At 54.0% G+C, this 22,211-nt stretch carries 22 protein-coding genes, 1 tRNA gene and 1 pseudogene; 10 read left to right on the top strand and 14 right to left on the bottom strand.

Annotation, left to right across the window (positions count from 1 at the left end; translation table 11 throughout):
* Window positions 1–26: 26 nt before the first annotated feature.
* The 4 genes and pseudogenes from AC2FID_RS20920 to rpmH form a co-directional block, all read right to left on the bottom strand.
* Window positions 27–1,643, bottom strand: coding sequence for an acyl-CoA dehydrogenase family protein (locus AC2FID_RS20920; protein WP_496838538.1), 1,617 nt, complete (start codon window positions 1,641–1,643; stop codon window positions 27–29).
* A gap of 76 nt (window positions 1,644–1,719) precedes the next feature.
* Window positions 1,720–1,959 carry a membrane protein insertion efficiency factor YidD gene (yidD, locus tag AC2FID_RS20915; protein WP_496698172.1) on the bottom strand — a complete coding sequence of 80 codons (240 nt, stop codon included), beginning with the start codon at window positions 1,957–1,959 and terminating at the stop codon, window positions 1,720–1,722.
* A pseudogene (gene rnpA, locus AC2FID_RS20910) lies at window positions 1,956–2,382 on the bottom strand (ribonuclease P protein component). The gene yidD and the pseudogene rnpA overlap by 4 nt, the downstream one beginning before the upstream one ends.
* Window positions 2,383–2,407: 25 nt before the next feature.
* Window positions 2,408–2,542, bottom strand: a complete 135-nt coding sequence (gene rpmH, locus AC2FID_RS20905; protein ID WP_005632162.1) for a 50S ribosomal protein L34 — start codon at window positions 2,540–2,542, stop codon at window positions 2,408–2,410.
* Window positions 2,543–2,838: 296 nt separating this feature from the next.
* Between rpmH and AC2FID_RS20900 the strand changes: the two genes are divergently transcribed.
* The 5 genes from AC2FID_RS20900 to AC2FID_RS20880 all read left to right on the top strand — a co-directional run bounded on the left by AC2FID_RS20900 (window position 2,839) and on the right by AC2FID_RS20880 (window position 7,091).
* Window positions 2,839–3,570, top strand: a complete 732-nt coding sequence (locus AC2FID_RS20900) for a TVP38/TMEM64 family protein (RefSeq protein ID WP_058276315.1) — start codon at window positions 2,839–2,841, stop codon at window positions 3,568–3,570.
* Between the two features lie 4 nt (window positions 3,571–3,574).
* Complete coding sequence (locus tag AC2FID_RS20895; protein WP_496838537.1) at window positions 3,575–4,993, top strand: dihydrolipoyl dehydrogenase family protein; 1,419 nt, start codon at window positions 3,575–3,577, stop codon at window positions 4,991–4,993.
* An 18-nt stretch (window positions 4,994–5,011) separates the two neighbouring features.
* The gene (locus tag AC2FID_RS20890) at window positions 5,012–6,394 is read left to right on the top strand and encodes an ATP-binding protein (protein WP_282120566.1); all 1,383 of its coding nucleotides are present in this window, start codon (window positions 5,012–5,014) and stop codon (window positions 6,392–6,394) included.
* Between the two features lie 64 nt (window positions 6,395–6,458).
* Window positions 6,459–6,535 (top strand) — tRNA-Arg (locus AC2FID_RS20885).
* 280 nt (window positions 6,536–6,815) lie between these two features.
* Entirely contained in the window at window positions 6,816–7,091 is a 276-nt protein-coding gene (locus AC2FID_RS20880; RefSeq protein WP_496838534.1) for a hypothetical protein, read from the top strand.
* A gap of 146 nt (window positions 7,092–7,237) precedes the next feature.
* Here AC2FID_RS20880 and AC2FID_RS20875 read toward each other — a convergent pair whose 3' ends face one another.
* From AC2FID_RS20875 to AC2FID_RS20835, 9 genes are all read right to left on the bottom strand, one after another.
* Window positions 7,238–8,224, bottom strand: a complete 987-nt coding sequence (locus AC2FID_RS20875; RefSeq protein ID WP_058278685.1) for a type II secretion system F family protein — start codon at window positions 8,222–8,224, stop codon at window positions 7,238–7,240.
* Between the two features lie 14 nt (window positions 8,225–8,238).
* Window positions 8,239–9,207, bottom strand: coding sequence for a type II secretion system F family protein (locus AC2FID_RS20870; RefSeq protein ID WP_496838532.1), 969 nt, complete (start codon window positions 9,205–9,207; stop codon window positions 8,239–8,241).
* A complete protein-coding gene (locus AC2FID_RS20865; RefSeq protein WP_058278683.1) occupies window positions 9,204–10,595 on the bottom strand; it encodes a TadA family conjugal transfer-associated ATPase in 1,392 nt (463 codons plus the stop codon). The genes AC2FID_RS20870 and AC2FID_RS20865 overlap by 4 nt, the downstream gene beginning before the upstream one ends.
* A 12-nt stretch (window positions 10,596–10,607) precedes the next feature.
* The gene (locus AC2FID_RS20860; protein WP_496707436.1) at window positions 10,608–11,837 is read right to left on the bottom strand and encodes a CpaE/TadZ family protein; all 1,230 of its coding nucleotides are present in this window, start codon (window positions 11,835–11,837) and stop codon (window positions 10,608–10,610) included.
* Window positions 11,834–12,481 carry a TadE/TadG family type IV pilus assembly protein gene (locus AC2FID_RS20855; protein ID WP_058278681.1) on the bottom strand — a complete coding sequence of 216 codons (648 nt, stop codon included), beginning with the start codon at window positions 12,479–12,481 and terminating at the stop codon, window positions 11,834–11,836. Before AC2FID_RS20855 ends, AC2FID_RS20860 begins: the two co-directional genes overlap by 4 nt.
* On the bottom strand, window positions 12,478–12,975 hold the full coding sequence (locus AC2FID_RS20850) for a TadE/TadG family type IV pilus assembly protein (protein ID WP_282171112.1): 498 nt from the start codon (window positions 12,973–12,975) through the stop codon (window positions 12,478–12,480). Before AC2FID_RS20850 ends, AC2FID_RS20855 begins: the two co-directional genes overlap by 4 nt.
* 14 nt (window positions 12,976–12,989) lie before the next feature.
* Window positions 12,990–14,525 (bottom strand): pilus assembly protein TadG-related protein, encoded by a 1,536-nt coding sequence (locus tag AC2FID_RS20845; protein WP_496838530.1) that lies wholly within the window; start codon window positions 14,523–14,525, stop codon window positions 12,990–12,992.
* Between the two features lie 9 nt (window positions 14,526–14,534).
* On the bottom strand, window positions 14,535–15,494 hold the full coding sequence (gene cpaB / locus AC2FID_RS20840) for a Flp pilus assembly protein CpaB (RefSeq protein ID WP_282171114.1): 960 nt from the start codon (window positions 15,492–15,494) through the stop codon (window positions 14,535–14,537).
* A 144-nt stretch (window positions 15,495–15,638) separates the two neighbouring features.
* Window positions 15,639–15,815, bottom strand: a complete 177-nt coding sequence (locus tag AC2FID_RS20835; protein ID WP_145975006.1) for a Flp family type IVb pilin — start codon at window positions 15,813–15,815, stop codon at window positions 15,639–15,641.
* 505 nt (window positions 15,816–16,320) lie between these two features.
* Here AC2FID_RS20835 and AC2FID_RS20830 point away from each other — a divergent pair.
* Both AC2FID_RS20830 and AC2FID_RS20825 read left to right on the top strand, forming a co-directional pair.
* On the top strand, window positions 16,321–17,163 hold the full coding sequence (locus AC2FID_RS20830) for a helix-turn-helix transcriptional regulator (protein ID WP_496837249.1): 843 nt from the start codon (window positions 16,321–16,323) through the stop codon (window positions 17,161–17,163).
* A gap of 316 nt (window positions 17,164–17,479) precedes the next feature.
* Window positions 17,480–17,668, top strand: coding sequence for a hypothetical protein (locus AC2FID_RS20825; RefSeq protein WP_282120596.1), 189 nt, complete (start codon window positions 17,480–17,482; stop codon window positions 17,666–17,668).
* 201 nt (window positions 17,669–17,869) lie between these two features.
* Here the strand turns inward: AC2FID_RS20825 and AC2FID_RS20820 are convergent, their stop codons facing one another.
* Complete coding sequence (locus AC2FID_RS20820; RefSeq protein WP_496838528.1) at window positions 17,870–19,069, bottom strand: hypothetical protein; 1,200 nt, start codon at window positions 19,067–19,069, stop codon at window positions 17,870–17,872.
* A gap of 305 nt (window positions 19,070–19,374) precedes the next feature.
* On the opposite strand from AC2FID_RS20820, the gene AC2FID_RS20815 reads away from it, so the two are divergent.
* Genes AC2FID_RS20815 through AC2FID_RS20805 form a run of 3 tightly spaced genes read left to right on the top strand, consistent with a single transcriptional unit; the run spans window position 19,375 to window position 21,912 of the window.
* Window positions 19,375–19,881, top strand: coding sequence for a PepSY domain-containing protein (locus AC2FID_RS20815; protein WP_496838527.1), 507 nt, complete (start codon window positions 19,375–19,377; stop codon window positions 19,879–19,881).
* Window positions 19,882–19,918: 37 nt separating this feature from the next.
* On the top strand, window positions 19,919–20,578 hold the full coding sequence (locus AC2FID_RS20810) for a response regulator (protein WP_058278674.1): 660 nt from the start codon (window positions 19,919–19,921) through the stop codon (window positions 20,576–20,578).
* Complete coding sequence (locus AC2FID_RS20805; RefSeq protein WP_496838525.1) at window positions 20,578–21,912, top strand: sensor histidine kinase; 1,335 nt, start codon at window positions 20,578–20,580, stop codon at window positions 21,910–21,912. The genes AC2FID_RS20810 and AC2FID_RS20805 overlap by 1 nt, the downstream gene beginning before the upstream one ends.
* Window positions 21,913–22,211: the final 299 nt, after the last annotated feature.

Genomic DNA, 22,211 nt, shown 5'->3' with positions numbered 1-22,211 from the left:
TTAAGCCAACCGGGCAAGTGGCCGGGTCAGCCCAGTCGGGCAAGCAGGGCGTCCGTGTCCAGCCCGGACACGGATCCGGAGATGCGGCCGCTGTTGCCCAAAAGCCTTGTGGCGATGAATCCATCTGCAACGGCCGCGGGTGCGCGACGCAATAGCTGAGCGGCTGTCAGCAGCAATGCAGTACGTTCGGCAAACCAACGGGCTTCACTCTCAGGCGGCAGCCCGGGCCACCGATCACGATGCGCCTTGAGCGCGGCGTCAAAGCCGTGGTCGACACCCGTTGCTATATCCAGTTCGGCCTGCAGGACCTCAGCGGCCAGCGGGTCGCGAGACAGGCTGCGCAGAATGTCGAGACAGATCACATTGCCCGACCCCTCCCAAATACCGTTCAGCGGGGCTTCGCGATACAGTAGGGGCAGGGGCGTGTCTTCGACATAGCCCATGCCACCCAGCACCTCCATTGCCTCAACGACTACGGCCGGGCACCGCTTGTTACTCAGGAACTTGGCCAGGGCGACACCGATACGGGCAAAGGCCTTGTCTTCGGGTGACTGGCCGTCGAAGGCCTGCGCGACGCGCATCCCCAGCGTCAACGCGCCCTCCCAGTCCAACACGAGATCCGCCAGGACAGCGCGCATCAGAGGTTGGTCGATCAACCGGCGCTGAAAAGCGCTGCGGTGGGTGACCCAATGATGCGCCTCGGTGAGCGCTGCGCGCATCAGGCCTGCCGGAGCTATGGCCGTGTCCAGCCGGGTGTGATGGACCATCTCGATAATTGTTCGCACGCCCGCGCCCTCTTCCCCCAGTTGGTAAGCCAGTGCATCGTGATATTCGATCTCGGACGAGGCGTTGGATCTGTTGCCCAGCTTGTCCTTGAGCCGCATCAGGTGAATGGCGTTGCGGTCACCGTCCAGCCAGCGGGGGACGAGGAAACAGGTCAGCCCACCGGGCGCTTGTGCCAGCGTCAGAAAACCGTCCGACATGGGGGCCGAGCAGAACCACTTGTGCCCGCGCAGACGCCAGTGCTCGCCGTCTCGAGTAGCGATGGTGGTATTGGCGCGCACGTCCGATCCGCCCTGCTTTTCGGTCATTGCCATGCCCAATGTGGCGCTGGCCTTTTGTTCGATCGGTTTAGTCTTCGGATCATAGCTGCGCGCCATGAGCTTAGGCCGCCACTCGGAGGCGATCTGTTCATTTGCAGCAAGAGCCGGGATTGCCGCGTAGGTCATGGTCAATGGGCAGCAATGGCCCGGCTCAACCTGGCTGGCCAGATACATCATCGCGGCGTGGGTCGTGTGGCCGCCGGACTGACCGTCCCAGGCCAAGGCCGCATAGCCGGCAGATTGGCTGATCTGCATCATCTCATGATAGGCGGGGTGAAACCGTACCTCGTCCAGGCGCCTACCGCCCTGATCGAACAATCGAAGTTCGGGGAGGTGCCGATTGGCCTCGCGCCCCAGCTCGCGGGTTTCCACCCGTCCCAACGTTTCCCCGTAAGCCGCCAAAGGCGCTTCGCGACCGCCCGTGAAATGCACGGCGTTTCGCAGAACGGGATCTGAAGACCAGAGATTAGAATCCGCGCGCACAGGCGGCTGATTCAATACGTCATGTGTCGGCAGGGAATGGCGGGCGTCGGATGTCATCTGAACCTCGGGCAGTACGGGTTCAACTGTTCAGCGCATGTCCGAATGGGTCAAGGCTGACGGAGGGTCATAAAGATCAGCTGTCGTCTTCCTTGCGGTTGGGTACGGGGTCGTACCCATCGCCGCCCCAGGGATGGCAGCGGCTAATCCGCCGTGCCGCCAGCCAGCTTCCCTTGATGGCCCCATGCTTTTCCAGTGCTTCCAGCGCATAGGCCGAGCAGGTGGGCTGGTATCGGCAATTGAAGCCAACCCAGGGACTGAAGACCAGCCGATAGGCCCTTACAGGTAGAGCCACGATATGAGAGAAGAGGGTCATTTCCGCCCGCTGTGCACTTTGCGAAGCGCATAACGCAGATCGTCCAGAAGCGCCTCATATGGTCGTGCTGCCGTCGTTTCAGCCCGGCCGATCAGGACGTAATCCCACCCGTCATGGCCATTGACGGGCAGAACAGCCCGAGCGGCCTCGCGCAACCTGCGTTTGGCGCGGTTGCGTGCTACGGCATTGCCAACCTTTTTGGAACAGGTAAAGCCTACCCGAATTCCGGTCGCCTCGACCGGGGTACGTTTGCGAGCCTGCACCATCATCGAGGATGTGCCCTGCCTGCGGGCACGCGCAGCCTTAAGGAAATCAGATCGTTTCCTGAGAACGGTCAAAATTTCAGGCGCGCAAACGGACGCCGCCGGGGGCGTTTCCCCGGGCTGGTTCTTACCATCCACGAGGGGCCTCCGGCGGCGTCATGTTCATAACCTGATCGGTGAGCGGTTTACGCGCTCAGCGACTTGCGACCGCGTGCGCGGCGCGAATTCAGGATTTTGCGGCCGGCTTTAGTGGCCATGCGCGCGCGGAAACCGTGGCGGCGTTTGCGAACCAGGTTCGAAGGCTGATAGGTGCGTTTCATCGCTCCGTCTCCAATCTATGCGGTCGGGTGCGGCGCGGATTCGCCTGCCCGTGGTGTTCGAAGCCCGTCCTCTACTGGGTAGTGGGGGGTAAGTCAAACCCCTAGGTGGGGGTTTTCGCGGCTTTTGCAACAATTCTGTAATCGGGTCGGGCAAAAGGTTTCAAAACAGCGGGATTATCGCCCCAAACCCTCACATTCCCTACCAAAAACATCAAGGCAGCGTGAGCCCCCTGTTGCGAGGGCCGCAAGCAGCGCATGTTGGGGTCAGAATGAAACGTAACAAACCGGACAGCCTTATGAGCGAAACGACTCAGGCACCGCGCAATGGGTTGGCGCGGCATATTCCATTGCTGGTGATTCTCGCCGTCGCTGCGGTGGGGTTCTTCACACTGGGCGACTACCTGACTTTTGAGACGCTGCGCGACAATCGTGAGGCGCTATTGACCTGGCGCGACGCCAACTATTGGGCAATGGCTGCAGCTTTCGTTGGCATTTACATTGTCATCGTCGCGTTTTCGCTGCCGGGTGCCGCAGTGGCGTCAATGACCGGCGGGTTTCTTTTCGGCCTGTTCGCCGGAACCGTGTTCAACGTGTTTGCGGCAACCATCGGAGCCTCTGCAATCTTTCTGGCGGCGCGCTGGGGGTTGGGCGAATCCCTGACCAAACGGCTTGAGTCCTCGGAAGGGACGATCAGGAAACTGAAAGACGGGCTACGCGAGAATGAGATCTCGGTGCTGTTTCTATTGCGTCTTGTTCCCGTTGTGCCGTTTTTTGTGGCCAACTTGGTGCCTGCGCTGGTTGGCGTGAGGTTCCGCAACTTCCTGATCACCACTGCGCTGGGCATTATCCCGGGCGGAATCGTCTACACATGGATTGGCGTCGGGCTGGGTGGTGTGTTCGATCGGGGCGAAACACCTGATGTATCGCTGTTATGGGAACCATTTGTGATTGGCCCGATCATCGGCTTGTGTGTGCTGGCCACGCTGCCAATTGTCATCAAATCCCTGCGTGGCCGAAAGGACCGCTGAAATCATGCAAGAATTGAAAACCGACATCCTGGTGATTGGCGCCGGGTCCGGGGGGCTGTCAGTCGCTGCTGGCGCCAGCCAGATGGGGGCAGATGTGATTCTGCTGGAAGGTCACAAGATGGGTGGCGATTGCCTCAACTTCGGCTGCGTCCCTTCCAAGGCTCTGATTGCCAGCGGCAAGGCAGCTTACGGTCAGGCACATTCTGTTGCGCTGGGCGTGGCTGACGTTGTACCGCAGGTCGACTACGCCGCCGCCAAAGACCACGTTCACGATGTTATCGCTCAGATCGAGCCGATGGACAGTCAGGAACGGTTTGAAGGTTTCGGCGTAAATGTGATCCGGGAATTCGGCAGCTTTGTCTCTTCGACAAAGGTGCAGGCGGGCGACAACATGATCACCGCACGGCGCATAGTGATCGCGACGGGCTCTTCGCCGTTGGTGCCTCCGATTCCGGGATTGGATCAGGTGCCATTCTATACCAACGAGACGATCTTTGACCTGCGCGACAAGCCTGAACATCTTTTGATTATTGGTGGCGGACCGATCGGGATGGAGATGGCGCAAGCGCATGTCCGACTGGGCTGTAAGGTCACGGTTGTCGAAGGCCTGAAGGCGCTGGGCAAGGATGACCCCGAGGCCGCCGCGGTCGTTCTGGACAGCTTGCGCGCCGAAGGTGTGGTTATTCATGAACAGGCTATGGTCGCCCAGATTCGCGACAACAAAGGGGCCATAGAAATTGTGACCGAGGCGGGTGAGATCTATTCGGGGTCTCATTTATTGTTGGCCGCCGGGCGTAAGGCCAACACAGACCGTTTGAACTTAAAGGCTGCCGGGATTGAACCAACCCGCAACGGGATCAAGGTCGATGACGCGCTGCGCACGACGAATCGCAGAGTTTACGCCATTGGCGACGTCGCTGGTGGTCTGCAATTCACTCATGTCGCTGGATATCACGCAGGGATCATCATCCGTTCTGCGTTGTTTGGCCTGCCCTCGAAGGCAAAAGCCGCACATATCCCTTGGGCGACCTACACCGACCCGGAATTGGCGCAGGTGGGCCTGAGCGAGGCTCAGGCCCGTGAACAACATGGTGACAAGGTCGAAATCGCGCGCTTTGACTATCATCATAACGACCGGGCAATCTCTGAGCGGAAAACCAAAGGGTTCATTAAGGTCATGGTCGTAAAGGGTCGGCCTGTGGGGGCCACAATCGTAGGGCATCAGGCCGGAGAGCTGATCAACTTGTGGTCGCTTGCGTTGGCCAATAACCTGAAGATGGGTCAGATCGCTGCGATGGTTTCGCCCTATCCGACGATCGGAGAGCTTAACAAACGGGTGGCGGGTGCCTATTTCTCGCCAAGGCTGTTTGAGAATCAGATGGTTAAACAAGTGGTCAGGTTCGTCCAACGCTGGATGCCCTAGCCAAGAAGGGAGAGCAGATTGAATTCGCTGTCGGGCCGATTTCTGATCCTGACGACGGTCTTCGTGATGTTGGCCGAGATTTTGATCTTTGTTCCTTCAATCGCGCGCTTTCGCGAAGACTTCCTGCTGAACCGGCTTGAGCGCGCACAGATCGCATCCTTGGCGCTGCTGGCTGACGATATGCTGGCCGAAGACCTTGAGGCCGAATTGCTGGCCAACGCGGGTGTCTATAACGTCGTGCTGCGTCGCGATGAGGTGCGCCAGCTTATGCTGTCATCGCCCATCCCGGAACAGATCACCAAGACCTACGATCTGCGCGACGCAGGGCCCTGGGTGTTGATCCGCGACGCGCTGGCGCGATTGTTCACTACTGAGAACGAAGTCATCCGCGTTATTGGCGAACCCGTTAAAGGGGCAGGTCTGCTGATTGAAGTCACCATAGAAAGCATGCCGCTGCGAATGGCGATGACAGATTATGGCCTGCGCATTCTGGGGCTGTCTTTTGTCATCTCCATTATCACCGCGTTCTTTTTGTTTTTGGCTGTGCGCGTCGTTTTGGTGAAACCGATCAAAAGTGTTGTTGGTTATATGCAGCGCTATGCAGGGGCACCCGAAGACGCGCGAGGAATCATCTCGCCCAATTCCAAAGTGACCGAACTTCGTGAGGCCGAGGAAGCATTGCAGCAATTGCAGACCGAGCTGACGCAGGCCTTGAAGCAACGAGAACGGCTGGCGCAGCTGGGCGGCGCGGTGGCCAAGGTCAGCCACGATTTGCGGAACATACTGACTTCGGCACAGTTGTTCACCGACCGGATTGAGACCAGCGATGATCCCTTGGTGCGGCGTATGGCGCCCAAGCTGGTGAACTCGATCACACGTGCGGTGTCGTTATGCGAAAGCACGCTGGCCTTCGGACGCGCAGAAGAACCTGCGCCGACACTGACCATGGTGCGCATGCACGATGTCGCCGCAGATGTCGTCGCCAGCGAACAGCTGGCTGTTGCAGATGCCTGCGTCGAGATCGTGAACGACGTACCCAAAGACCTTGTGGCCCGGGCAGACCCAGAGCAGATATTCCGTGTCATGATGAACCTTGTGCGCAATGCGCGTCAGGCCTTAGTGGCATCCGGGAAGCCGGGAAGCATCACGATCGCCGGCTGCGAGTATAAAGACGACTGGTGCGTCGAGATCAGGGATGACGGCCCCGGATTACCGCCCAAAGCACGTGAGAACCTGTTCACTCCATTTCAGGGTGGGGTGCGTAAGGGAGGCTCTGGGCTGGGGCTTGCCATCTCGCAGGAGTTGGTGCGTGGGCATGGCGGAGACCTGATACTGGCGCATACCGGGCCCGAGGGGACAACCTTTGAAATCAGGCTTCCGCGGGGCGATGGGACTTTTTGAAAACTTTTTGAAGAATCGACTTGCGTGTCCCGAACACCGGGTCTAAATACCGCCTCACCAACGCGGACCGATAGCTCAGCTGGATAGAGTACTTGACTACGAATCAAGGGGTCGGGGGTTCGAATCCTCCTCGGTCCGCCACTGGTTTCCTGTTGAACGTCACACGAACCTGACCCAACCGTCAAAGTTGGACCAGAAACTAGGTGAACGTTCGACATCAGAAGGCCCCCCAACGTTGGACATCAGTTGAATTTGACCTTTGCGTCATCAACTAACACACCGCCCCCATTTTTTGCTCCCGCATGCAGTTTGATTTGTTCTGACTTCCCTTTCGGAAAATCAGAGCTGATTTGTAGGTCAGACAGCGAAACTAATACGGGAGGCCGTTGGCAAGCTGGGCGAGAGTTATCCCGAGTTCAATTTGAAGTCCTATCTAGATGTGATGGGGAGCGAAGAAGACGAAACACATACCGCTTCTTTGGGGGCTGGCAAGAGTCCGGCGCAGAGTGACGAGAAAGTTGCGGAAAATCCTGAGGTTCAGTTCAAGATGATTGCCGTCGCTTATGCCACAGGAGAAATGGATGAAATCGACCAGGTAATTAACTACCTAGCGTTTATACGCCGTATGAAGAAGCAGGGTATTTATGATCTGGAACACTCGAGTGATGAAGATTTAGGAGGTGAGAATACAACTTAAAGGCGATTTACATAACACCCGTTCAACGACGTTCGCGGTTTGTTGCCGAGGCGTCGAATATCCATGGGCTGCAGAATTCCGGGCTCTGTGACGGACCGGCAGCGCCCGGATTGACGTCAAACTTCTAACTGTTGTCTTCCTCGCTTTCACCCAAACATGTTGATCCATCGGATCACCATCGGTGAAAGGCAGATCAGCAGAAGAACGGGCATCATACACATGGCCATAACAGCTGACATCTGCACTGGCAGTTTGTTGGCCTTTTCCTGTGCCCGAAGTTCGCGATCCACACGCATGTCGGTGGCAAACCTCCGTAGAGAAGCAGAAATGCTGGTACCGTATTGGTTGGATTGCAGGAAGGCGTTCGCGAAGGAGTTTACCTCATCAATGCCGACGCGTTCCGCCATGTCCATAAAGGCGGCTTGGCGCTCTTTGCCAGCTTGCAGTTCCAGTTGGAGTATCGTGAATTCTTGCGAAATTTCCGGTGCTGCGTGCGCCATTTCATGCGACACACGCACCATCGCGGCGTCAAATCCTAATCCTGCCTCTATCGCTACTTGCAACAGGTCCAGCGCATTTGGAAGACTGTGTTCAATGGCCTGACGGCGCTTTCTAATACGGTACCGCAGCCACAGAGCAGGGCCGTAGAATCCGACTACCATCAGCGCGGTGACAATCTGCAATGCATTTACCCAGGAGATGCTCTGCAAAAGACTAGCAATACCAAGCTGAACCTGAATTTCTAACGGCAATGCCAACGCCGTAACGAAAGCGGCCGGTAGCACGAACCCCATAACCACACGAAACAAATAGAAAGTGCGGATGGCGTGTTTGCGCTGAATACCAGCCTGCTTAAGCATTCTGCCAATTCTGGAACGCTCACGTTTCGACGAGGGCACAAAAGCCTTTAGAAGACCATGCGGGTCGCTGTTATCCCCCTGGATGAGGTCGAAATCTGCGCCATGCCCCCGAGAAATTGATCCGACCCGCATCCGGCGTGCAGCCGTGTCATCAGTTGCGGTCATGCCGGAAATCCCGAGGATTACAAAGAATACGCTTACGGCGATCCCGCCCAGCACGAGATACTGAAGGGGCAGATCTTGGCTGTTCAGAAAACCTTGAATAAATTCCATTTTTCCGCTCCCTCTCAGAATTTGAACTTTACGAGCCGTTTCAGAATAAGCCCTTGAGCAATTGTCAGGCCGATGATCGCACACGCGAAATAGGGAAATAGCGGATCGTTTCGCACATCGCCGTAGAACGTAGGTGTGGACATCTCGATTGAGAAGTAGATGAACACCGGCAAGACCGTAAGAATAAGGCTGCTAAGACGGCCCTCGGCAGAGATTGCCTTGATCTTTTTTTGCATGGTTTGCCGGTCGCGGATGACTTGGGACAAAATGCTTAGGACACGTGCAAGGTTGCCGCCGGTTCCGTGCTGAATACCGATGCTGACCGCAAGATAGTTTGCGTCCTCTGTTCCGACACGTTTCGAGAAATCCTGAAACGCCGTTGCGACGTCGTCGCCGTAGTTAATTTGGTCTTGAATAATGCCAAACTCGGAACCTATCGGATCCGGAAGATCTGATGCCACATTCCCGACCGTTACAGCCACCGGGTGTCCGACCTTCAGGCCACGGGCCATAAGGTCCAATGCATCCGGCAACTGTTTTGTCAGTTTCCTGGATCGGGCATCCTTCATGGCGATCAGTACCAGCACCGGGAGAATAACGGCCAGAAAGCCGCTAAGAACTGCGGCAATTTCCGGGGCTAGGAGCCGGGATATTGCAACGAAGGCCGCTAGGGCTACACAAGTGGCTGCAAGGACCATCCAGATCGGATTGATCGTCAGCCCGGCTTGGACAAGCAGACGGCGAAAGCGCGCGATCAAACTGGGTTTTTCGCCAGGAGCCATCATTGCAGGGTCGCGTAACAATTGCAGAACCTGATCGGTCGAGGCGCCCCCCTGGATCAGCTTCATGCGCCGGTTTCTGGCCTCGCTGAGGGATTCCTTGCGCAGGAAAAGCTGCTGTAATCCTTCGTATGCAAGAAGAATTCCAAGGAAAATCGAAATGTAGAACAGAATGTTCAGGGTGTTCGGTTGCAGGTCAATCATAACGACATAGCCCCACGAATAAACATGTTGGTATCTACGTTGACCCCTGCGGCAACCAACTGATCGAAGCATTTTGGCCGAATACCCGTAGGCAGGAATTCCCCAAGAATCTGCCCGTCCTCCGACTTGCCGCGACGTTTGAAAACAAAAATGTCCTGCATGGTGATTGTGTCATCTTCCATGCCGGTAATTTCCGAAATGCTGACGACTCTGCGGGAGCCGTCACTAAGGCGGCTGAGCTGGAGTACAATCTGTATCGCCGAAGCAATCTGTGATCGGATGGTTTTCATCGGCAAGTCAGTGCCAAGCATTGTTACCATCTGCTCAACCCGGCTTAGTGAATCACGCGCCGAGTTTGCGTGAACGGTAGTCATAGACCCGTCATGGCCCGTATTCATGGCTTGAAGCATGTCAAAACACTCTGACCCACGAACTTCTCCTACGATGATGCGGTCAGGCCGCATCCTCAGGGCATTGCGAACTAGGTCACGTTGGGTGATTACACCTTGCCCTTCAGCATTCGGAGGGCGGGTTTCAAGACGAACAACGTGGCTTTGCTGAAGTTGAAGTTCGGCAGCGTCTTCGATAGTAACAATACGCTGATTGCCATCGATAAACGACGATACAGCGTTCAGCATGGTTGTTTTACCCGTGCCAGTGCCGCCTGAAATGAGAATATTCAACCTTGCTTCGACAAGGGCCGCAAGGAGTTTGGCTGCCTGATCATTCATGCTGTTCTGATCAACAAGCTTTTTTATTGTTAAAGGGTTGCGGGAGAATTTGCGAATTGACAAAGCTGGTCCATCGACGGAACACGGCCGAATAATTGCGTTAACGCGGCTGCCGTCTTCCAAGCGCGCATCAACCCAGGGCTGAGACTCATCGATACGCCGACCAACTTTGCTGACGATCTTGTCGATAATCCGCAGCAAGTGACGTTCATCGCGGAAGCGAACAGTAGAAAGCTCCAGAAGACCAAAGCGTTCGACGTAAACCTGATCAAAAGAGTTTACGAGAATATCGTTGATAGTCGGGTCTTCCAGCAACGGCTCCAATGGCCCCAGACCCATAACTTCGTGAATAAGCTCATCAACCAGCGCAGTGAAAGCCTCAGAGCGCATGTGCAGGTTTTCAGCCTCAATCAGACCGGTTACCAAAGATGCGATCTGGCGCTTCAATTCCGATCGTTCAACCTTATCGATAACTGAAAGATTGAGCCGGTCCAGAAGCTCACCATGCAAGCGGCTTTTGAGTTCCAGATGCGCCTGCAGATCGACATCTACTGGATCAGGAGTCGCCTTGGATTTGGTGGGCATGTCAATGGGTCGATCCAGTGTCAGCACATTCGACTTGGAAGCAACCTTGCGTGATCTAAATTCGTTGAACACGTTGATCTCCTTTTACGCTTTCTTCGTTGCCACGGGCTGAGTTTCAGCCGAGACCGCAGCGGCCAGTTTTGCCAAGGCTTTTCCAAGATCCGTTTGCCGCTTCAAGTCCACAATCGGCCGTCCAAGATCTACGGAGTTTCTGGCAACTTTCGAATTCTCGGGCAGCCAGTGTTTCAGGCTTGTCTTCAATACCTTCTCGGCCTCGCGGACATGCGAAGGCTTGATCAATGTGTTCCGCTCTCTGTTGACCACGAACTCCACCGGAAGGCCGACGTTTGCCTCGCGGTAGAAATCAATCAACCGCCGCGCCTGGCGCACGCAGGGGACAGTAGTATCGGTAACCAAAGCCAATTTGGTGGCCCGTTTGAAAATAGGTTCAACCCATTCAACGACGGCGCAGGGAAGGTCGATGATAATATAATCATAGCGATGTTGCAGAAGGTCCAGCATCCCTTCGATCAGATCAGGCCGCATCGATTGTAGGGGCACCATCGGGGTAGGCGCGCACAGAACGTCGACGCCAAGCCCATGCTCTTGCAGGATCGAAGACAGAAAATGATCGTCAGGAATCTTAGAGTTTTCGATAAGTTGAAGGAACCCGCCGTTGTCCTCGAGATCTAGAAAAACATTTGAGTTTCCGAACTGAAGGTCAAAATCCAAAAGGGCTACTCGGTTTTTTGCGGACTTCCTGAAGAAAGATCCCCGCCCGCCGACAAGCGAGCAAGCGAGGTTGACAGCAACTGTTGTAGCTCCGATTCCACCGCGCGCCTTTGCGACTGGTATCACCTTGCCCAACGCCGAAGAACCGTCTGAAATAGTGGTTCGCGAAACCGCGCGCGCATTTAGTTTCTCACTGACTGCGGCTTTCAAACCTTCGCCATCAATCGACAGCGGCAAAACCTCATCAATACCGATCTTGTACAATTCACGCGCCTTGGTGATCGACAGATCATTCTGAGTGAGTGCAACAAACAAGGTGTTATCGTCGCGGTGCGTCAGGACAGCCTCGATAGCGCGGAGCTCCCCTGTGTCATCAGGGTCGATTTCAAAGATCACCAGATCGTGCTTGAATGCAAGATCGAGGGCAGTTCCATTCAACATCTGAAACGATGCCCCGTTCCTGGTGACTTTATTTTCCTCATTTACGGGAAAGACATCCGCAACCAGCTGCGCGATCTCTTCGTTTTCCGAAACAAGCATAATTGCCTGCGATTTCGGTGTAAAAACATTCTGATCTCTCATCCTGACTCTCCTAATGCAAGGTCTTCAGCAGGCAGCGAGACGCTGAAGTTTGAGTAACCGACTGTCGAAGATATTGTGCTGTTAGTTGCGCCCGCGGCATTTGCCAGCGCGGCCAACGGTGAAACGAATTGAAAATCGTTAAGGTTCAATTCGACTGAGACCATGGGAGTATACGGGCCACCCAAGAAACCCAGATTGGGGTTGAAGTCATAATGAAACTGTAAGTTGTCTATTGTGGCATCCGGAGGCAAAAGCGGGCTAATCCGCGCCCAGACTTCCGAGGCCGTAGCATTGATTGCGACACCCGAACACGAAGGGGTTTGAGGATCCGCACAAACCCCGGCCGAGGCACTGCAGGACGTGCCAAACCGTGGTGACGAAGTAGAGGTGCCCCGCTGATGCGTCGTGGGTACTCCGGGGCACGCAGGCGGTCGAACGATTGCAATGCGCGCTGCCAGTTGCGAGGCTTTCTGAGCATTTGCAATGCTATAGGACATGCGACCGAAATCCAGTAGCGCCATGAAGAGGAACAGAAACAGGGAAACGACAATGGCGAACTCGACAAGAACGCCGCCGCTTTGATCCCAAAGAACTTTCTGCCCTCTGCGAAGCATGTGCGTGTGGATATGAAGCAGACCTTTCATTGCCCAAAAATCCTTGAAGTGTCCGAAACGTCAGTCGTCACCGAAGACAGCCCGTTGCCAAAGAGAGACAGGATTCCGCCCAAAGGAAATTGAATAGTAATGTTCGCGCTGACCGTACCGACAGGCGCCGGGTTGACCCGATAGGTTCCTGATACACAGGACAGACTGGGTGTCACCGAATTGACCGTTATGCTGGGCGGGAACAGGCTGTTGGCATTTTTGTCGTCCTCGACGATGCCCTTCAAAGTAGTAGTAAGTCCCGCAACATTGCCTCCAGAGGTGCAGATATCTGCGGGTGTCACTCTGGACAGATAGCGACTGGCGTCGCGAACGCCTGCTATGACCGATTGGTAGGACCACATCATGCGTGCGGATTCCAGCGTGACGGCCAGTAGCAGCAGCATGATTGGCATGACGAGGCCAAATTCCACGAGGATCGCGCCATCATCCTTTTTTGCAAAGCGTTTCAGGGGGTCTGTGAGGCGGGTTTTCATGATCCTGCGTCCCATCACCGATACAGTTGCACGAGGTCGCGAAAGATACCGCCGAACCCATTGCCGCCGCTGCCAACACCTGAAACGTCAGGGAAGCCGACAACTTCGCCATGGATGTCAAAGCTGGGTGGCGAGCCGCCATCATCCCCAACTGGTTCAGTCAGGAAGACAGCGACAAACTTTGTAACCGGAACGCCCGTGGTCGAGCCGGAAACCGGATTTTGGGTACAATCGATGCCTGCCGCTGTTACGACACGACGGGCCGGGTCAGTCGACATTTGGTTCGAGCACATCGGACGGCCGGTTTCCGCAAGCGAAGGGTCCAGGATCGAATTTGCGTTCGGCGGTGCATGTGGGTTGCTATTGCCGTGCGCGATTTCCCGCAGATACATTCCGTATCTTGTGCCAGCAAACACGCTATCCGTTACGCTAAGAGCCGGAAGGTGAGCATCGCCGCCAATTCCGTCTGCGATACCGTCTGCAAGGTCATGGTTCCGGTTAAGATACCCTGCGCGATTCCAGACGCCGTCTCCGAACCGGTTGTTGCCACCGCATGTGCCTGCCGCCATGCAAGTGTCTCGACCAAGAGCGACCGTGTCAGGCGTAACCTCTTCGTTACCCTGAATGCAGGAACCACCCCCCTTTTTCTGTATCCCTTTGATGACGTTCGGAGCCGGTGCAAAGTCCGGGTTGTTTTTCTCACCATTAAGCACGGAGCGGAAAATATCAAAGCGGACATTGAACGCCGCATTGGTGATTCCGACCTTCTGACCCGGTTCGGTATCCAGACCATTAGTCAACACGCATTGCGTAATCTGGCTTTGCGCTGCGATGAGGCAGGCAAGTTTGTTCCCGCCTTCGTCCGCACATACGCCAGAGGCATCTTCAAATGTCGCCAGGTCGATAAACCCAAAGTTACCCGGTCCCCAGGCGGTTCCGTTGCCACCGCTGCGCAGCAAGATTTGATCGCCGACGGTCAGGGTATTTTCCCAATCCGGCGGCAGGCAGAACATCAAAGGTGAGATATCGCAGGCCGCTTTGGAGTAACCGGCGACGGCCTCGGCCGAAACGCTGGCCGATATGCCGCTTCCACCAAGCATTCTGTCCAAAGCCGAAGCAAGGTTCATGCTAAGGGATTTGGGTGTTAACACGACCTGCGCAAATTTGGCTTCTCGTGGGTTGGTGGTGACATCTGCGCCCAACGGCGTGAGGTCCGAAACCGGCAGCGCGGAGTGAAACAAAAGCGTATAATCCGACGAGCCCGAAAGCGTGGAAGGACCGTTGGCAAATGTCTGGCTGTCACTGATCAAGTTGGCCGCTGCATTGGTTGCGCGGGTGATAGCGTCGGGTTGTCCGTCCAACTCACCAGCGGCTGCCAAGGCTACGTGGTCCGCGAAGGACTGAAACTCTGCGTGGGTCGAGTTCAATCGGCCAACATCCAGCGTGATCGCAAAGAAACCGAGAAATGCAACAAATGCTGTGCCCCAAAGGATCGCGACCGTGCCGCGTTCGTCCCTTACAAAGAATGATATGTTGGCTTTAAAATGCATGACGCAGACTTACTGTGCAGAGTTCTGGCTGACTTCGATCGAGCGGGCTTTTGGCTTGATCTCTGGGCTGACAGTTAATGGGGTGGACGAAGCATCCGTCTGATTGCTGGATTGCGTCTGGGGGGTCGTCGCCGCCTCTGTCGCTTCTTCGGCTCCGCGGGAGTTCCTCTGGATGATGACAACTTCGGATTCCGTGCCGCGATTCAACCTAACCGTCGGTTGAGTTTCGACTTTTTCAGCTGGACCTTCTTCTTGCAAAAGATCGCGCAGGCGAACCATTTCCATTGGCTCATCCTCGACACCGTCCAGCGTTCTTAGAGTGAGGCTCAGGGTCCCGGCTTTTTGAGCCAAAGCCAGGCGCTGTCCTTGCTGAGGTGTCACTTCCACCGTAATCGTGCGCGCGACCCCGGGTTGATCACTCAGTTCTTCGGACTGTTGATCCACACCGATCACCCGGATCTTCTGCAAAATGGTTACAGCGCTCAGTTCGGAGCTCGCACCCTGAGTTAGAACGATGTCGACCCAGTCACCGGGCGTGACAAATCCGCCAACCGCAGTGACCGCGTCGACCTTGATTGCCATTGCGCGCGTGTTCTCGCCAAGCTTCTGAACCAAGGTGACCTTTTCACCATAGTTCGAAACCTTGGACTGAAGCATGACCTCGCCGGGATAGAACCGCCCCTTAGCGCGGCGTAGTTGTCGGTGATTATCCGGAACAAGTACTCCAAGCTCGGTAAATACACCGGCGGGCAGCGCCTCGCGGGGCCAAAGGTGAGTGGTGACGTGATGATTTTCTATGGTTTGACCAAATGCAATTTCAGAACGCGCGACGTAGATCTCAACAAGATCGGTGTTCGTCGTAGCACTGGGTTCAGTCGTTTTAAATTGAATGTGATCTTTCGCCAGGAACACAGAGCCCGAAGCAATTGCGATTCCGAATAATGTGGTAATAACTGGTCTGATACGCATCTCTGTCTCCAAAAGTTACGCTCAAAAATCTCGAAACTTCTACAAATGTGATTTCGAAAATCCCGGCGGTGTATTCTGCGCCGCTATACGGATGGGACGGCGCAGAATGTTGTTGTGGTTTGTAAATCGCAAGGAACCAATGGCTCAGCAGGTTGCGCTACCCAGAGCTGCGCAAGCACCCGTCACGTTCGTGTTTGTAGTGGTGCCAAGATAAGAGAACGCACCAACCGCAATTGACGCGACAACCAAAAGGGCAAGGCCATATTCAACAATTGCCGCGCCGCTTTCTTCTTTGACAAACTTCTTCATAAATTTGGTCATGTTTCCCCCGAAAGGTTAAATTGAAATCCACGTTGCGTTTGTCGCAACGCAAGCCAGACATTTTGCATTGGCTCTGAAATAACGGTAGCCGTGATAAAAATTCCCGCCTTCCGCGAAAAATAGGAAAAATACACCTTAAAAGTGTGTTTTTAATTTCATTAGTTACCTGAAGATGACAAAAATAAACCTTGCATTAACAAGGCCTTAACATTCATTCGAATCAGTATGTTTGGAAACAATTTAGTGATTCGAGGGGTAACTGTAGTCTAAAATCTCGTTCTTTGGATCGATCGGATGTCGACGTTTAATTTTCACAAAATTGAATTTTTAGTAATAAATTCAGATAATTAGCAACTAGTTCGGCGCCAAGCTTTATTGTACATCTTCATTTGAAGCTTCAAAAACCAGTTGCTGAGCTGATGAGACCTAAACAAGTTTGTAACTGCGGCGGGGGCTGCGAAAGAAATTTTGACCAGCAAAGTTTGCTGATTTGGTTGGTAGAGTAATGAGTGTCAGTTTTCCCAGAAGCGCCCAGGCGCAAAACAGCTTCAGATTCGTTATGGAATGGACACACGCTTTAGCGGGTAATAATTCCATTCCACAAGCTTTAAGAAAATTAATAGAGTTGGTTAATGCAGACGCTGCATTAATTGCACGAACATTTAAGCTGGACCGAAAAGTAAAATACGTTGCTCGGTGTTGCAGAGAAGAAGGTAAAGTCTGGCCCTCTCAATCTCAAACTCAGGCAGAGCTGGTTTTGGGTGACAATTTTGCGACGGCAAAGGCTGGTTCAATTTGGACATTGTCAGATGCATTGATTGCAGACAACGCAGCAATACCACGACATCTTGAGGGCGATTTAAAGGATTTGGGTGAGGTGATCATCGTTCCGCTTGATACGAGTGGCGGGCATGTGGATCACATCGAGCTGCATTTCCGGCATAAGCCTGCCCAATTTGATTTGGACTTACTGGCCATAATGGCGTCGACACTAGCGTCCGGTTGGAGCAATCGAACGCCTGGTTCAGCTTCCGCGATTTTTGAGAAGGGCCGAAATCACCATCTTAAGGAGGTTTCGGGAAACAAACGTGTTCCGATACTGGGTCCTCAAAACCCAGCAGGCCTGAGCCGGTGTGAATTTCGGGTTTGTGCCATGTTGAAGGAAGGATTTACGGTCAAAAAGGTTTCCGAAGCCCTGACTGTCTGCCCAACGACTGTTCGGTCGCATCTGAGTTCAGTTTTTTCAAAGACGGGCGCTTCTAATCAAGTTGAACTGCTGCATTTGTTAAATCGAAGAAATGATGCAGACCGCGGCTCCAACAATGCTGAAACAGCACGTATCGGCTGACGGCTAGTGAATGCGATAGCTGTAAAGCACCAAGTTAGCCGCACAGGTTGGCAAAACGTTCCTTTGTCTGTTCAACTACACAGCGATGGTGCAAGGCCAAATACGACAATTGCTGCTCATCTACTATCAAGGGTTACTTAAACCATCAGTGGGGATTTGAGCAGCGAAGAGCAACTTAGACTATTGTTGACGTATCGGCTACAACTTTAACCAAAGATGAACAATGTGTTCTCGCAGTGTTCAACAAACATCGCGCATACTCATTCTACCGAGCCGAGACGGTTAAGGGCGCTTGGCTCTCTGGAAGGGGAACAGCATGATTAAGTCTGCCACTGAAAAAGCTTTGGATCCGATTCCTGTACGAATGAAACCATCACGTTCCACCGCGCACAAATGCGTGTCGAACACCACGAAATCCGGCAGCGGGCGTTTCTCGCCTGTCGAGATTGCTCTGACGGCTATCGTAAATAGCGAACAGTTTGAAAGAGCAAAAAAGGACGTCTGACCCTACATAAAGACGTCTGCAGTTTTCCAGGGACACGTCCCACCCGGGAAAACACCAATGCAAAAGCCCGCTCTAATCAGAGCGGGCTTTTTTTACAGTGAGAGGCAGGGTAAAGAATCCAAATGGTTATTGGGGAATGATGCGAACCCGTGCGATATTGGCGCGGACCAGGTCTTTACCAACACCCTTCTGACCTAGCACTTAGCCATTACTAACAAGTTCTTCCTCTTCCTCTCCATCAGGCGTCTGATCTTCTTCGGCCGGATCGATACTGACTTCTTCGTCATCGTACTTGTCTTCGTCATACGAATTGCCAAGAGCGGTTTTGACGGCTTCCTCGTCAGGATTAGAGGCTCGTACAGCGTCGAGAACACTGTCTTGCTGCTGCGCTGCGATGGCGTCATCTTCTGAAAACCCGCCCTTGTGGTGATCCAAAAGGTTGTCTTCTGCCTGATGCACGGCTTCTGCGGACGCCAACTGATCTTCCGTAGGTCGATCAATCGGATTACCATCTTCATCCGTGGTTAAGTCGTGCGCATCTTTAACGGCTTGCGCGTCTTCCAAATCTTCAGGATCAGTTGTCCCAGGGTTGGCTTCCTCATTGGCAAGGATATCCTCGGCTTCTTCCAGGGACAGGGGGGCTTCGTCCAAGTAGTCCAGCGCTGCGTTGATTTCTTTCACGTCTTTGGGACTCAACGTGTTGTTTTCACCCATGATGTGATTGAATTTGGTGTCCGCAACGGCAAGGCCTGCTGCAAGGCTGACCGGCCCCGTACCTTTCATATACTGACCGTTGGCAATATGCGCGAGCTTTGCCTTGGGGCTGGAGTTAGTGGCGCCGTTCAACTTGCCGAGGTTGCGCGGTTCAAGCGCAAGCGTACTATCTTCTAGAATCGTTGCTTTCCTGCTTGGCGGGCGCAAAGACTGCTTAACTGAAGTAGTTTTTGTTCGTTTTGCAGTCGTGACTGGCTTGCTACCTTTGAACAGGCCGGCAATTCCCTTCCTTTGTGTCTTCTTGGCAGTTTGTTTTTTATTGCCGCCAAACAATCCATTCAGAGAGAATTGACCCTTCTTGGAAGATTTCGAGGAGCTCCGTTCAGAGCCTTTTGACTTGTGACCAGATTTCCCGGCAGCTTTGCTTGCGCCGTTTGTTGATGCGGTTGATCCTTTACCTTTATCTTTTCCGCTACTCGCGCTGCTGCCGTGGCCTTTGCCACCGCTGTTGCCTTTGTCGCCCCCGTTACCATTGCCACCGCCGTTACCATTGCCACCGCCGTTACCATTGCCTTGCTTGGCATAGGCGGTATCGGGGAATGTGAACGCCCCAATAATTGCAGTAGATCCCAGCAAAGCGATTGCTATTGCAGAGGCTTTCATTAGGCCGGTCGTTTTGATCTTCATGACGGTCCTCGTTTATTAAATGCGAATTTCCACACACGATGAAATGCGTAGAAAAATGACAGCACGAGTGTGCGTGCCGGAATCAGGAACTAACTGACAGATTTAAGCCCATTATCGTTGAACCTGCGACGAACCGGCCGTTCATCGCCAGTTCATCTTAAAATCTGTAGAATTGAGGCGCAGTTACGCGATATTGAGTACTGAGGATGAGAAAATTTTTTATCATCGCTTGTCTGTTCGCCTTTCTCCAAGTCGGGGACGGGCATGCTGCTGTGCGCGAACTAAAGCAGTCCGAATTGCGCAAAGTGACAACGTCGGGCAGCACCATCAGGTTGAAGAGGGTTCTTAAAGGCGTTGAAAGAGTCTTTGGCGGAACGCCGGTTGATGCGCGTGCGTTCCAGACTGACAAGGTCTACTATCGGATCCTTGTAAAGAAACCCAACGGCAAGATCATCAGTGTTATCGTGAATGCTCAAACCGGTGTGGTTGTGCCCAATCGTTCAAATATCGGACGCCAGATTTCCAATGCAGCCAAGTCCACACCCGGCAATTCTGCCAAATCCAACTCGCAAGGACAGGCCAGCAGTAAGGGCAATCAGAGCAACAATAGCGGCGGCAATGGTAACGGCAACTCCGGCGGCAACGGCAACGGTAACTCTGGCGGCAACGGTAACGGCAACGGCAATGGTAACTCTGGCGGCAACGGCAACTCAGGTGGCAACGGCAACGGCAACTCTGGCGGCAACGGCAACAGCGGTGGCAACGGTAACGGCAACTCCGGCGGCAACGGTAATGGTGGTGGCAAAAAATAGTGGTTAAAATTTCGGTCGCAGGCCTATAGAAAAAAGTATGAGAGTATTACTCGCTGAAGATGAACCGCACCTTTGTGAGCAGATCAAAAAGCTGCTGAACGCTGAAGGCCGAGTGGTCGATATCGTCCACAATGGCATTGACGCCCAGCATCTGGGAACTACAGAACCATATGATATGATCATCCTCGATCTCGGGCTTCCGGAACGCGATGGCATCTCTGTTTTGCGCGACTGGCGCAGCGCAGGCGTAAAAACTCCGGTATTGATCCTGACGGCACGTGATGGGTGGAGCGAACGGGTCGACGGGTTGGATGCTGGTGCGGATGATTACATGACCAAACCATTCCATTTGCCCGAGCTGGCCGCGCGTGTCCGCGCCATCTTGCGCCGTCAGAGTGGGCAGCTTAACCCCATTATCGAGATGGGCAACGTCATTCTTGATACACGTAATGGACGGGTGACTGTTGAAGGTGTTCCGATCGATTTAACCGCCCAGGAGATTGCTGTTCTGACTTACCTGGCCCATAACGCCGGTCGCCTGATTCCAAGATCCGAGCTTTCGGAGCATATCTACGAATACAATGGTGACCGGGACTCGAATACCATCGCGGTTTTCATAAACCGACTGCGTAACAAGTTGGGACCTGACCTGATCACGACGGTTCGGGGTCGCGGATACATGATCGATTCACTCTGATGTTGTCATTGCGTCAACGGGCATTGCTTGGGGGGATTGCGTCCGGGGCCTTGTCGGTTGGCGTGGGCACACTCGCGGTGTTTTCATTCATCGATTCCCGAGTTTCAAACAGGTTCGACGCCACGCTTCTAGATCGCCACACCCAGCTTGTTGTCGGGCTGAGCGTCACGACCCAAGACCCGGATGCCCTGCGTGATCTCATGTTTGATCCGGCATACAGTGCGCCATATTCCGGCAGATACTGGCAGGTCACCAGCGGCGACGGAGAGGTTTTCACGTCGGCGTCTCTGTTTGATGAAACAATCGCCGAGCCACCCAACGCCTCAGAAAACGCAACCCTTTGGAACACTTCGGGCCCCGAGGGCGAAGCGCTGCGCAGCGCGTACCAACAGATTACCTTCGAAGATGACACTGTCTGGGGCATAAGTGTTGCTGAAAGCCAGGCGCAATTGGTCAACGAAAGACAGGCGGCACAGCGCAGTCTTCTGCCAGTGTTTGGGTTGGTTGGCCTGATCGGCGTTGCGAGCTCATTGATGCTGATGTCTGTCATCCTGGGGCCTCTTCGTAAATTGCGCAGGGATGTGGCTTATCGTTGGGACGCTGATGACGACCTGAAACCAAAGGATTATCCGGAGGAAGTGGCCCCTTTGGTTAATGACTTGAATCAGCTTTTGCGTCGCAATAGGGACATTGTGTCCGGATCACGCAGGCAAGCCGCTGATCTGGCACATGCTTTGAAAACACCTGCCACTATTCTGAGAAATGAATTGCAGGCTATGTCCCAGTCCGGCGTCGATACAAATATCGCTGACGAAGCTCTTGATCGAATCGACGCTCAACTCGGTCGGTCACTCGCGCGCATCCGAGCTCTAAACACAGCTGAGTTGACGCATTCGCGCTCGGATATTTCACACTCAGTCGAACGTCTCGCACGGCTGTTTTCAACGATTGCCGAAAGAGAAGGCAAAAAGCTGGACGTCAAAAGCGACCCCGAACTCTGGGTGCGCATGGATACGCAAGATATCGAAGAGGTTCTTGGAAACTTGTTGGATAACGCAGTCAAATGGTGTCGCGGCCAAGTAAGACTGATTGCGAAACGTCGGGAATACTGCGTCGAGATCTGTATCGAAGATGACGGGCCGGGTATTCCAGAGGACGCAATACGCGAAGCATTGCGCTCTGGTGGGCGGCTTGACACTTCGGTGAGAGGCAGCGGGCTGGGGCTGGCAATAGCGGTTGATCTTCTCAATGCATATGGTGCGCACTTTGACTTGGGAAAATCTGTCTCGCTTGGAGGTTTAAGCGGTCGGGTGGTGATTCCAACCAAGTCATAAGCGGCGACGGCTCAGAGAATGAGTGGCTCAATGTGTGGATTTCTGAGCAGCCTCATCTGACTGGTCCAGTTTGATTGTTAGTGCATTGTTGGCCTCTGATCCATTGGGATTATAGTTTCCGGGGCTGGTGGGCGATAGCCCAGTGCGCTGTGGAGTCTCTTGATGTTGTTGTGTTTTCCTTGAGATATTGGCTGCAGCGTCGATGAATGGCCGCCATTCAATTTGGGTCAGAAATGCTTGACGTTTGGGTCAGAATTGAATGACGCGATTCACTGATTTATTGAGGTTTTGACAGTCGA

This window comes from Ruegeria sp. CDSC068, from assembly GCF_059610545.1.
Note: the sequence above shows the minus strand (reverse complement) of the source record. Positions and strands in the feature narration are given on the sequence as shown.